Origin of the sequence: Streptomyces sp. P9-2, assembly GCF_051903975.1 — a bacterium.
In the GTDB taxonomy this organism is placed as follows: Bacteria; Actinomycetota; Actinomycetes; order Streptomycetales; family Streptomycetaceae; genus Streptomyces; species Streptomyces cellulosae.
In genome coordinates, this window is sequence record NZ_CP192633.1 from 4,089,474 (window position 1) to 4,101,267 (window position 11,794).

The 11,794-nt window shown below is 74.1% G+C and carries 11 protein-coding genes; 3 read left to right on the forward strand and 8 right to left on the reverse strand.

Translation table 11 applies throughout. The features are described 5' to 3' along the window. Positions 1-172 precede the first annotated feature (172 nt). Genes ACQY0Z_RS18780 through ACQY0Z_RS18790 form a run of 3 tightly spaced genes read right to left on the reverse strand, consistent with a single transcriptional unit; the run spans position 173 to position 3,002 of the window. Positions 173-1,519: an MFS transporter gene (locus ACQY0Z_RS18780; protein ID WP_189905972.1), complete on the reverse strand. Its 1,347-nt coding sequence runs from the start codon at positions 1,517-1,519 to the stop codon at positions 173-175. Positions 1,520-1,572: 53 nt separating this feature from the next. Then, on the reverse strand, positions 1,573-2,340 hold the full coding sequence (locus ACQY0Z_RS18785) for a glycerophosphodiester phosphodiesterase (RefSeq protein WP_189905971.1): 768 nt from the start codon (positions 2,338-2,340) through the stop codon (positions 1,573-1,575). Continuing rightward, positions 2,337-3,002 carry a hypothetical protein gene (locus tag ACQY0Z_RS18790; RefSeq protein ID WP_189905969.1) on the reverse strand — a complete coding sequence of 222 codons (666 nt, stop codon included), beginning with the start codon at positions 3,000-3,002 and terminating at the stop codon, positions 2,337-2,339. Before ACQY0Z_RS18790 ends, ACQY0Z_RS18785 begins: the two co-directional genes overlap by 4 nt. A gap of 99 nt (positions 3,003-3,101) precedes the next feature. Between ACQY0Z_RS18790 and ACQY0Z_RS18795 the strand changes: the two genes are divergently transcribed. Continuing rightward, positions 3,102-4,601, forward strand: a complete 1,500-nt coding sequence (locus ACQY0Z_RS18795; protein ID WP_439812558.1) for a PLP-dependent aminotransferase family protein — start codon at positions 3,102-3,104, stop codon at positions 4,599-4,601. Positions 4,602-5,055: 454 nt separating this feature from the next. Here ACQY0Z_RS18795 and ACQY0Z_RS18800 read toward each other — a convergent pair whose 3' ends face one another. Both ACQY0Z_RS18800 and ACQY0Z_RS18805 read right to left on the reverse strand, forming a co-directional pair. Then, entirely contained in the window at positions 5,056-6,723 is a 1,668-nt protein-coding gene (locus ACQY0Z_RS18800) for a hypothetical protein (protein ID WP_189905965.1), read from the reverse strand. A gap of 49 nt (positions 6,724-6,772) precedes the next feature. Further along, the gene (locus ACQY0Z_RS18805) at positions 6,773-6,967 is read right to left on the reverse strand and encodes a hypothetical protein (protein ID WP_006136669.1); all 195 of its coding nucleotides are present in this window, start codon (positions 6,965-6,967) and stop codon (positions 6,773-6,775) included. A 258-nt stretch (positions 6,968-7,225) separates the two neighbouring features. On the opposite strand from ACQY0Z_RS18805, the gene ACQY0Z_RS18810 reads away from it, so the two are divergent. Both ACQY0Z_RS18810 and ACQY0Z_RS18815 read left to right on the forward strand, forming a co-directional pair. Then, positions 7,226-7,618: an ankyrin repeat domain-containing protein gene (locus ACQY0Z_RS18810; RefSeq protein WP_189905963.1), complete on the forward strand. Its 393-nt coding sequence runs from the start codon at positions 7,226-7,228 to the stop codon at positions 7,616-7,618. A gap of 300 nt (positions 7,619-7,918) precedes the next feature. After that, positions 7,919-9,337 (forward strand): HEAT repeat domain-containing protein, encoded by a 1,419-nt coding sequence (locus ACQY0Z_RS18815; RefSeq protein ID WP_189905961.1) that lies wholly within the window; start codon positions 7,919-7,921, stop codon positions 9,335-9,337. A gap of 175 nt (positions 9,338-9,512) precedes the next feature. Here the strand turns inward: ACQY0Z_RS18815 and ACQY0Z_RS18820 are convergent, their stop codons facing one another. From ACQY0Z_RS18820 to ACQY0Z_RS18830, 3 genes are read right to left on the reverse strand one after another with little or no spacing between them, the layout of a single operon-like run. After that, the gene (locus ACQY0Z_RS18820) at positions 9,513-10,391 is read right to left on the reverse strand and encodes a biotin-dependent carboxyltransferase family protein (protein ID WP_189905959.1); all 879 of its coding nucleotides are present in this window, start codon (positions 10,389-10,391) and stop codon (positions 9,513-9,515) included. Further along, complete coding sequence (locus tag ACQY0Z_RS18825; RefSeq protein ID WP_254586864.1) at positions 10,388-11,017, reverse strand: 5-oxoprolinase subunit B family protein; 630 nt, start codon at positions 11,015-11,017, stop codon at positions 10,388-10,390. The genes ACQY0Z_RS18820 and ACQY0Z_RS18825 overlap by 4 nt, the downstream gene beginning before the upstream one ends. Beyond that, positions 11,014-11,772: a LamB/YcsF family protein gene (locus ACQY0Z_RS18830; RefSeq protein ID WP_254586865.1), complete on the reverse strand. Its 759-nt coding sequence runs from the start codon at positions 11,770-11,772 to the stop codon at positions 11,014-11,016. The genes ACQY0Z_RS18825 and ACQY0Z_RS18830 overlap by 4 nt, the downstream gene beginning before the upstream one ends. Between the last annotated feature and the right edge of the window lie 22 nt (positions 11,773-11,794).

Sequence of the window (11,794 nt, forward strand, 5' to 3'; positions counted from 1 at the left end):
GTCATGTGTCGCCGTCGTGGCCGCAGCCTTTGTCAACCAGTGCAGTACCCACCGACGCCCGGTTTGTCACATCTAGTCACAGATGTCACACAGCGGTTCGGCATCTTTGACGCGCAGTAACGGTACGCCTGGCAGGCCAAACGCGTACACTACCGCCCTTTCACGTCGAACGCTAAATCCGCTGGGGCACCGCGTTGCCCGCGTCGGTGATCGCCCGCCGTACGGGTACCCGCGCGAGGAGGACGAATCCCAGCACGAAGAAGCCGACCAGGGAGACGATCGCGTCCCGGTAGCTGCCGGTGAGCTGGTACGTCAGCCCGAACAGCAGCGGCCCGAGCCAGCTCAGCCCCCGGTCGCTGATCTCGTACGCGGAGAAGTACTCGGCCTCCTTGCCGGGCGGAACCAGCTGGGAGAAGAGGGAGCGGGACAGGGCCTGGCTGCCGCCGAGGACCAGGCCGATCCCGGCGGCCAGCACGAAGAACCACACCGGCGCGCCGGCCGGCAGGAAGTACCCGGCGGCCAGCGTCACCGTCCAGGCGACCAGCGAGCCGAGGATCGTGCGCTTCGCCCCGTACCGCCGGGCGAGCCGGCCCAGCAGCAGCGCGCCCGCGACCGCGAGCACCTGGACCAGCAGCACGGCCACGATCAGCGTCGACTGCCCGAGCCCCAGCTCCTTCGAGCCGTACACGGACGCCTGGGAGATCACCGTCTGGATGCCGTCGTTGTAGACCAGGTACGCCAGCAGGAAGGCGAGCGTCAGCGGGTGCCGGCGCATGTCGCGGACCGTCGCCGCCAGCTGCCGGAACCCCGGCAGGGCCGCCTCGCGCGCGGGGGTACGGCGGTCCCGCAGCCGGCGCAGCGGTATCAGCGCGAACGCGCCCCACCACAGCCCGGCCGACGCGAGGCAGATCCGCACCGCCATGCCCTCGGACACACCGAAGCTGTCGTGCCCCGTGTAGAGGACGAGGTTCGCCACCAGCACCAGCGCGCCGGCCGCGTAGCCGAAGGCCCAGCCGCGTGAGGAGACGGCGTCGCGTTCCTCCGGCTTCGCGATCTGCGGCAGGTAGGAGTTGTAGAGCATCATCGCGACCGACTGCGCGGCGTTCGCCACCACCAGCAGCAGACCGCCCAGCAGATAGCGGTCGCCGTCGAGGAAGAACATCCCGGCGGTGGCGGCGGCGCCCGTGTACGCGGCCGCCGCGAGCAGCGGCTTCTTGCGCCCGGTGCGGTCGGCGGCGGCCCCCACCAGCGGCATCACCAGCACCGCCACGACCACCGACAGGGACACGGCGTACGCGAAGAAGGAGCCCGCGCGCACCGGCACGCCCAGCGGATGCACGAACCCGTCCGCGTCCGCGGCGGCCTCGGCGACCGTGGTCAGGTAGGGGCCGAGGAACACGGTGAGCACGCTCGTGGAGTACACGGAGCAGGCCCAGTCGTAGAAGTACCAGCCGCGCTGCTCGCGCCGCCGTCCGGCGCTGTCGTCCGCCGCCGGTGACCGCACGGTGTCGGTGTCCACCCGTGCCCTCGCTTCCCCGTGTGCGCGCCGAGGCGACGGGGGCTGCGGGGGTCTCAGACCCAGGTGCCGCGGTCCTCCATGACCTTGCGCAGTGTGTCGATGTGATCGGTCATGATGCCATCCACCCCCAGGTCGAGGAGCCGGTGCATGCGTTGCGGTTCGTTCACGGTCCACACGTGCACCTGGAGCCCGCGCGCGTGGGCCGTCCGCACGAACCGCTCGTCGACCACGCGGACGCCCGACTGCTCCTCGGGCACCTGGGCGGCGACGGCCGACCGGCGCAGCGGGGCGGGCAGCCCCCAGGAGCGCAGCCGCAGGTTCAGCACGCCCCGCGTGCCGAGCGACGTGGCGAGCCGGGGGCCGGCCAGCCGCTGGGCGCGCACCACGCGCGCCTCCGAGAAGGAGCCGACGCAGATCCGGTCCCAGGCGCCGGTGCGCCCGACCAGGTCCAGCAGGGGGAGCAGCGCCGGTTCGGCCTTCACGTCCACGTTCCAGCGGACCTCGGGGAAGGTCTCCAGCAGCTCCTCGAACAGCGGGACCGGCTCCTGGCCGGCCACCCGCGCCCGCGCCACCTCCGCCCACGGAAGGTCGGCGATCCGGCCCGCGCCGTCCGTCACCCGGTCCAGGGTGTCGTCGTGGAAGGCGACGAGCCGGCCGTCGCGCGTGGCGTGGACGTCGGTCTCGATGTACCGGTAACCCGCCTCGACGGCGCTCCGGAACTGCCGGACGGTGTTCTCCAGACCGTCCGCCGCCCCGCCCCGGTGGGCGAAGGCGAGCGGGCCTGGATGGTCGAGGTAGGGGTGGCGTATCCGCGGGGTCACGACCGCAGTATCGCCCGCCGGGGTGTGCGCCCCGCAACGACGGTGCTGCCCTCGCCCGGAGCGGGGACGGCGAAGACGCGCAGGAACAGCTGGGCGAACGGGCCGATGGCCACCGCGTAGAGCAGGGTGCCGACGCCGACCGTGCCGCCCAGCAGGAAGCCGGTGACCACCACGGTGATCTCGATGGCCGTACGGACCAGGCGTACCGAGACCCCTGTGCGCTGGTGCAGCCCGGTCATCAGCCCGTCGCGCGGACCCGGACCGAACCGGGCCGCGATGTAGAGCCCGGTCGCCGCGCCGTTCAGCACGATCCCCGACACCGTCAGCGCCACCCGCACGGCCATGTTGTGCGCGTCCGGCACCACGGCCAGGGTCGCGTCCATCGCCGCGCCGATCACCAGCACGTTGGAGACCGTGCCGAGGCCCGGCCGCTGCCGCAGCGGGATCCACAGCAGCAGGACCAGCGCGCCCACCGCGGTCAGCACCACGCCCATGGACAGCCCGGTGCGCTCGGACAGGCCCTGGTGCAGGACGTTCCACGGCTCGAGCCCGAGACCGGACCGCACCAGCAGCGCCGAACTCGCCCCGTACAGGGCCAGGCCCGCGTAGAGCTGGAACAGCCGCCGCACGACATGGCGCTCGCCGAGCGCGTTTCTGGCCAAGAGGTGCCCCCTGTGGTGGAAGTGGACCGACGCGTGCCACCCTGGAGTCAGACTGGTCATGCCATCCATGGCCAATCCGGGGAAGGTGGACTGAATCATATGGCGCAGTGGACTTCCGCAGTGGGTGCCGCCCAGCTGGCACGGCTGCTCAGCTCCCAGCAGGACCGCCCGGCCGGGCCCGGCACCCGGCGTCCGCCCGCCTATCGCGCCCTCGCCGACGGCATCCGGCTGCTGGTGCTCGAAGGGCGCGTGCCGGTCGCCGCGCGGCTGCCCGCCGAGCGGGAACTCGCCCTCGCCCTCTCCGTCAGCCGCACCACCGTCGCCGCCGCCTACGAGGCGCTGCGCGGCGAGGGTTTCCTCGAGTCACGGCGCGGCGCCGGAAGCTGGACCGCCGTACCGGCGGGGAACCCGGTGCCGGCGCGGGGTCTCGAGCCGCTGCCGCCCGAGGCGCTCGGCTCGATGATCGACCTGGGCTGCGCCGCCCTGCCGGCCCCCGAGCCGTGGCTCACCCGGGCCGTCCAGGGCGCGCTGGAGGAGCTGCCGCCGTACGCGCACACCCACGGGGACTACCCGGCGGGGCTGCCCGCGCTGCGCGCGATGATCGCCGACCGCTACACCCAGCGGGGCATCCCCACCATGCCCGAACAGATCATGGTCACCACCGGCGCGATGGGAGCCATCGACGCCATCTGCCATCTCTTCGGCGGACGCGGCGAGCGCATCGCCGTGGAGTCGCCCTCCTACGCCAACATCCTCCAGCTGATGCGCGAGGCCGGCGCCCGCCTCGTCCCCGTCGCCATGGCCGAGGGCCTCACGGGGTGGGACCTCGACCGCTGGCGCCAGGTGCTGCGGGAGGCCGCGCCGCGCATCGCGTACGTCGTCGCCGACTTCCACAACCCCACCGGGGCGCTCGCCGACGACGACCAGCGGCGCCGGCTCGTCGACGGGGCCCGCTCGGCGGGGACGGTGCTGGTCGCCGACGAGACGATGAGCGAGCTGTGGCTGGACGAGGACGTGGAGATGCCGCGGCCGGTGTGCGCGTTCGATCCGGCGGGGTCGACGGTGATCACGGTCGGCTCGGCGAGCAAGGCGTTCTGGGCGGGGATGCGGATCGGGTGGGTGCGGGCGGCGCCGGACGTGATCCGCAGCCTGGTCGCTGCGCGGGCGTACGCCGACCTCGGTACGCCCGTGCTGGAGCAGCTGGCCGTGAACTGGCTGTTCGGCACGGGGGGTTGGGAGGAGGCGGTCGAACTGCGCCGCGTGCAGGCCCGGCAGAACCGGGACGAACTGGTGAGCGCGGTGCGGAGGGAACTCCCTGGCTGGGAGTTCGAGGTCCCCCGCGGAGGCCTCACCCTCTGGATCCGCACGGGCGGCCTGTCCGGCTCGCGGCTGGCGGAGGCGGGGGAGCGGGTGGGGGTCCGCGTCCCGTCGGGGCCTCGCTTCGGGGTGGACGGCGCCTTTGAGGGGTACGTCCGGTTGCCGTTCACGGTGGGGGGCGCGGTCGCGGAGGAGGCGGCGGTGCGCCTGGCGGCGGCGGCGCGGATCGTGGAGACGGGGGGAACGTCGGGCGGGGAGGCGCCGCGCACATTTGTCGCGTGAGGGCAGCGCCCTGGGTGCGCGGGGAACGGCGCGACCGGCCCCGGACGGGCTGCACCCGGCGTACGGGGTGGTGGCCCGAAGGTACGGCGCTGCAGCCGAGGCCCGCTGAAGGGTGCCCCCTGCGCCCACCGGTGCCGCCCCGGCGGCACGATTGCCCGCAGACGGCGGGGAGTTGCCCGGACGGCAGTGGCTTGCGCAGAGTGCGGCGGGGTGAACGCCGTAAGGGGCGCGGGGAACTGCGCGACCAGTCCCCGACGGGTTGCACCCGGCGAACGAGAAGGCGAGGCACCTTCTTGGCCGCAAGTACGGCGCTGCAGCCGAGGCCCGCTGAAGGGTGCCGCCTGCGCCCACCCGTGCCGCCCCGGCGGCACGACTGCCCGCAGGCTGTGCGTCCCGAAGGGGCGCGGGGAACTGCGCGTTCAGGCACCGACAGCCCGCACCGGCGTTGCCCTCGTCACGACGACGACTCCGCCACCGCCGCCCCCTCCGAAGCCGCGGGCTTCGACACCTCCGCCTCCGCCACAACCGCCGCCGCGACCTTCTCCGTCGCCGCCTTGTCCAGCCGTACGGCCTCCGGCACAGGCCCCGGCTCCTCGTCCGCCGGGGTCGTGCGGGGCGGGAGGAGGTCGAGGACCGCCTGGCGGTGGGCCTCGCTCGTCGCGTCGTCGTAGGGGTCCGGCGTGGCCGGCACCTGGAGACGGTGCACAGGCCCGTTGCCCAGCCGCGCGTACCCGCGCCCGGGCGGCATCTGGTCGATCCGCGTGGTGTGCGGCGGAGCCCCCAGCACGGCCTCCAGCTGCTCCGCCGTGGCGGGGCCGAGAACGACACGCGCGCGCGTGTGCTGCCGTACCGGCGCGCTCAAGGCGTCCAGCCCGTCGAACTGCTCCGCGACGACCACGGTCACGTTCGCCGCCCGCCCGTGCCGCAGCGGCGCGAGCAGCAGGGACTGCGGATCCGTGCCGTCGTCCCCCGCCGCCAGGTGGGTGAAGACGCTCGGCCGGTCCAGCAGCAGCCACAGCGGCCGCTTCGTGTCCTCGGGCGGCGGATCACCCGCCTGGTGGGCCTTGCTCGCCGCCGCCAGCCGCCGCTCCGTCTCGGCGGCCGCCCACTCCAGGCTGGTCACCGCGCCCGACAGGGCGCACTCGACGGCGAGGACACCGTCCCGCCCGGTGAGGCAGGCGTACTCGCCGGTCCCGCCGCCGTCGACGATCACCACGTCGCCGTGGTGCAGCGCCTGAAGGGCGATGGACCGCAGCAGGGTGGACGTGCCGCTGCCCGGCTGGCCGACGGCGAGCAGGTGCGGCTCGGTGGAGCGGACGCCGGTGCGCCAGACGACCGGCGGGACGTCGGTCCGCTCCTCGCCGTGAGCGCCGTGCGTGAGCGGCAGCGTCCGCTGCACGCGCGTAGGGTCGGTGAAGCCCAGCACCGTCTCGCCGGGCGCCGTGACGAAGGGCTGCGCGGCGATGTCGGTGGGCAGCGGGGCGAGAACGCGCACGGTGAGCTGGTTCGCCTCCTCGTCCCACGAGAAGTGGTACTCCCGGCCGCGCCCGCACTTGGCGCCGAGAAGATGCTCGATCCGCGCCCGGGACTCGGGCTCGGCGTCGGTGAAGTAGGCCGGGTAGGAGATCACCAGGTGCGCGAGACGGCCGTCGCCGTCGAACTCGTAGTCGGAGAAGACCTTCCCCCAGTCGCCGCCGCGGACGTACAGCGGCTCGGGGTCGTCGTTCGCCGAGAAGTACGGCACCAGGGCCTCGTAGAGGGACTTCAGTCGCTGCAGCTGGCCGGGGGCGGGTCCGGCGGGGGCCGCGGGCGTGCGGTCCCGGCCGTGCCAGGCCGCCGCCGCCATCAGCGCGACGACGGCGAGCAGCGGGCCGTACGGCGCGAGCGCCACGGCCAGCAGCACCGCCGCCACACCCAAGAGCAGCGCGCCGCGCCGGTCCTTGGGCGTGTCCACCCACCTGCGCCGTCCGGCCGAGGCCAGCCGGCGCAGACCGCGCGTGATGGTGATCAGCGGGTGGAGGACGTCCGTGGCGCTGTCGGCCGCCGTCCTGGCCAGCTCCCGGCTCCGGGCGAGCTGGGCGCTGCCGTTGCTGAGGATGCGGGGAAGGGGACGCCGGGCCACTACTGTCTCCAGAGGGTGCGTACGGGCGGGCGGGGCGTGGTCGGACGGGTCAGAACTTGAACCCGCCCAGGAGGCCGGCGAGGCTCTCGCCGCCCGCCTTGATGCTCGGCGCGATGGCCGTGCTGGCCAGATAGAAGCCGAACAGCATCGCCACCAGTGCGTGCGACAGCTTCAGTCCGTCCTTGCGGAAGAAGATGAAGACGACGATGCCGAGCAGCACCACGCATGAGATCGAGATGATCATGTGAGTTCTCCTGGTTCACGGGGGCAGTCACCATGAGTACTTCCCTGATCACAGCATGTGTCTATACGATAAAAGGTGCAACTGGGTGGATATCCGCCCGAATGCCGGGCCGTGTCCGCGGTGATCATTACCGCGGCCGTGTCGGCTCATGTGCCGCGCGAGCCAGTACCCTGGCGATTCACCCGTACGGCTGCCCCACGAGCAGACGTACGTCCTGTTCCCGATGCGTGTACCTGTGCAGTGAGAGGCGGTCCGGCGATGAGTGAAGCCCCCGACCCCGAGGTCGTGGAGCTCGCGACCAAGATCTTCGATCTGGCCCGGAGGGGCCGCACCGAGGAACTCGTGGCCTACGTCGACGCGGGCGTCCCCGCCGACCTCACCAACGACCGCGGCGACTCCCTCGTGATGCTCGCCGCCTACCACGGTCACGCCGAGGCGGTGCGCGCCCTGCTCGCCCGCGGCGCCGACGCCGACCGCGTCAACGACCGCGGCCAGACGCCACTCGCGGGAGCGGTCTTCAAGGGCGAGACCGACGTCGTCAAGGCCCTCCTCGAGGGCGGCGCCGACCCCTCCGCGGGCACCCCCTCGGCCGTCGACACGGCCAGGATGTTCGCCCGCACGGAGCTGCTCGAGCTCTTCGGCAAGAGCTGAGCGACTCCGCTCCGACCAGCGACGACACGGAAAACGGGGGAGGCGGTACAGGGCCGCCGAAATACGGTCGCGGTAGATGTGACCGCCGGGTCATCATGACGACGTGATTCACGGACGCGATGGCTGGGCAGGTGTTGCCGCACCGCGCGGGCCGTGACGCGGTCCGCATGGGCCACCGACGAGAGGCAGAGAGAGATGGTCTACAACAAGCAGGAAACGGCGGGCGCCCCGACGTGTTGTCACGCGGCCAGGTAATCCACACTCCCGGTTGCGTCGACGCTTGATGTGAGGCTGTTTCCCATGTTCGATCCGGTCATAGCGCCCAGCGGCACGCTGCTCGGCCTGCTCCAGCGGGGCCGCGGCGACGGCACACTGCACGCGCTCACCGCCCCGCGGTCCGAGGCGCTCGCGGCGCTGAACCACTGTGTGCTGCGCGACCCGCGCCACGACTGGCAGGTGGAGAACCGCTCCCTGTACTACGCCCGCCTCTACCTCGACCTGCACGGCGGACTCGAGGCGATCGAGGCGCACCTCTTCGACCCCGAGGACGTCCTCGACACCGACGAGTCACGCACCGGACTCGCCCTCGCCGTCCTGGGCCACCTCGCCTCCTACAGCAGGCAGGACGCCCTGCACCTGTTGCGCAGGTACGCCGCCCAGGGCACCAACTGGGCCTGGGCCCTCGACGAACTCGCCCTCCGCGACGACGACGCCGGCCTGCGCTCCCTCGCCGCCCCGGTGCTCGCGCGGTTCGCCACCGACGCCGAGGGCGAGGCCGAACTGGCCGCGACCGTCCGCGACGCCTTCGAACCCCGTCCCTGGCGCCTGTGGGCCGACGATCCGCGCCCCGCCGTCGCCACGCGCGTACGGGCCGCCCAGGAGGCCGGCTCCTTCGACCGCTGGCAACGGCAGATGCGGCCCGCCGGGCCACGCCCCGGCTGGAGCGTCCAGGCCGTGTTCGACTGGGCCCAGCAGGGCATGGACCGCGGCGCCGCCCTCCATGTGCCGGCCGCCCGCTGCCTCTCCGCCGTGGCGGGGCCCGAGGACCGCGCGGAGATCGTCCGCGCCGCCCGGGACGGCTCCGACGGCGCCCGCTGCACGGCCCTGCGCTACCTCGCCGACACAGCCGATCCCGACGCCCTCGACCTGATCGAGACCGCCGCGGCCGACGGCTCGACGGCCGTCGTGGAAGCCGCCGTCGACGCCTTCGAACGCATGCGCAGCGTGGCCGCCGTCGACCGGGCGCGAGGCTGGGCCCGGCGGCCCGACGCCCTCGGCGAGGCCGCCGCCCGCGTCCTCGCCTGCCGGGGCGGCACACGCGACCGCGACCTGGTCCTCGCGGCGCTCCGCGAGGCCGTACGGGGCGAAGGTCCCGACGCGACGACCCTGTGGACGCTCGTCGACGGCGCCGGGCGCCTCGGCATCGTCTGTGCCGCACCAGTCCTGCGGCACATCTACCGCGAGACCGCCTCCTCCCACCTCCGCGGCCGCGCCGCCCGCGCCCTCGCCGCCACCGACCCGTCCTTCCCCACGGGCTTCGCCGTCGAATGCCTGTGGGACTGCGAGGAGACCACCCGCGAGATCGCGGCCCGCCATGCCGAGACGGGGGACGCGCGCGTGGTGGACCGCCTCCGCCGCCTGGCCGCCGACCCGGCGGAGGAGGCGGAGGTCCAGACAGCGGTCCGCAGCAGAATCGGCCCGGAGGGCACGGCTGTATGACCCGGGGCTCCGCCCCGAACCCCGCTCCTCAAGCGCCGGAGGGGCCGGAGTGTTGCCCGGCAGGGCAATTCCAGTCCGTCCGGCGCTTGAGGACGAGGTCCGAAGGGCCGATTGGGGATCTGAGGCGCAGCCCCAGGGACGGGACGGGAAGGGGCGGCGGGGGCGAGGAACCTCCTCAGAGACCCCCACACCCCCGCCCCGCCACGAATCGCACAGCCGTCCCCGGCCGAGCCTGCCCCGCCGCCGGCAGATCCGCCGCGTGCACCACCCCGATCACCGGATACCCCCCGGTCGTCGGATGATCGGCGAGAAAGATCACCGGCACCCCCGCCGGAGGCACCTGCACAGCCCCCCACACCACCCCCTCACTCGCCAACTCCTCCCCCCGAGCCCGCTCCAACACCGGCCCCGTCGTCCGCACCCCGATGCGATTGCTCGCCGGCGAGACAAAGAACACCGCCGACAGGAACCGCCGCACGGCCCCCGCCGTGAACCAGCCGTCCCGTGGCCCAAGAACGACCCGCAGCACCAGTTCCGCCGGCGGCCCCACCTGAGGAGCCACATCCACGCACGCGTGCACCCCCGTTGGCGCCCCCAGCGGCAGCACCGCCCCGTCCGTCAACGGCGCGGGCCCCAGCCCGGACAGCAGGTCCGTGGACCGGCTCCCGAGCACCGGCTCGACGGCCACCCCACCGGACACGGCGACGTACGCCCGTACCCCCAGCACCGCGGGCCCGACGTCCAGCACGGCCCCCGCCCGCACCCGCACCGGCGCTCCCCACGCCGCAGGGCGCCCGTCCACCGTCACCCGGCACGGCGCCCCGGTCACCGCCACGGTGACGGCGGACCGTGGCCGCAGGGAGCAGCCGTCGAGGGTGGTCTCCAGGACGGCCGCGTCCGGCCCGTTGCCCACGAGCCGGCTGGCGAGCGCGGCGGCCGGGCCGTCCAGCGCGCCGGAGCGGGGGACGCCCAGGTGGGCGTGGCCGGGCCGGCCGCGGTCCTGAACGGTCGTCAGGGCGCCCGCGCGGACGACGGAGAGCGCGCGGTCCGTCATGTCGCCGGCCCCGTCGAGGGGACCGGGACGAACCGCACGCGCGTGCCCGGCGAGAGCAGCGCCGCCGGCTCCCGGGTGTGGTCCCACAGCACGGCGTCCGTGGTGCCGATGAGCTGCCACCCGCCGGGGGAGGGACGCGGGTAGACGCTCGTGTACGGCCCGGCAAGGGCCACCGAGCCCGCCGGGACGGACGTACGCGGGGCGGACCGGCGGGGCACCTCGTAGGGGGCGGGAAGGCCCGTGAGGTAGCCGAAGCCGGGGGCGAAGCCGCAGAAGGCCGCACGGAACTCGACGCCCGCGTGGATGCGCGCGACCTCCGCCTCCCCGACGCCCCAGTGCGCCGCCACGTCCGCCAGGTCCGGACCGTCGTACCGCGCCGGGATCTCGACCGTCCCGCCCGCGCGCGGGGGCACGGGCGGCACCGGGCGGGAGGTGAGTTCGGCGGCCAGGCGGGCGGGCTCGGGCAGGCCGTCGAGCAGGACCGTGCGCGCGGCCGGGACGATCTCACGGGCCGTCAGGAACCCCTCCGCCCGTCGGCGCAGCAGGTCGGCGAGGAGCGCCTGCGCATCCTCTCCCGAGGCGACCTCGACGAGCAGCGCGTCCGTGCCGACGGGCAGCGTCCTCATGTGAACGCCTCCACGCGCACCCCGGACGCCTCCAGGGCGTCCCGCACCCGCCGTGCCAGCTCCACCGCGCCGGGGGTGTCGCCGTGCAGGCACAAGGAGCGGGCCCTCATCGCGATGCGCCGCCCGGAGAGCGTCACGACCTCCCCGCTCCGGGCCAGGTCCACCGAACGCTCCAGGACGGCCCCCGGGTCGGTGACCAGGGCGCCCTCCTGACCGCGCGCCACCAGCGTGCCCTCGTCGGTGTACGCGCGGTCCGCGAACGCCTCCTCGACCGCCGGGAGGCCCGCCTTCGCGGCCAGTTCCAGCAGCCGTGAGCCGGGCAGCCCGAGCACGGGCAGGGTGGGGTCGGCGAGGACCACCCCGTCGACCACCGCGCGCGCCTGCTCCTCGTCGCGCACCACCCGGTTGTAGAGCGCGCCGTGCGGCTTGACGTACGCGACGCGGGTCCCGGCCGCGCGGGCGAACACCTCGAGGGCGCCGATCTGGTACGCCACCTCGGCCGTCAGCTCGGCGGGCGGCACGTCCATCGCCCGCCGCCCGAACCCCGCCAGGTCCCGGTAGGAGACCTGGGCGCCGATCCGCACCCCGCGGGCGGCGGCGAGTTCGCACACCCGGCGCATGGTGGGCGCGTCCCCCGCGTGGAAGCCGCAGGCCACGTTGGCGCTGGTCACCACCGCAAGCAGCCGCTCGTCGTCGGTGAGCCGCCAGTGGCCGAAGCCCTCGCCGAGGTCGGCGTTGAGATCGATCGAGGTCATGGGTCCTTCGTCTCTCCGTGAG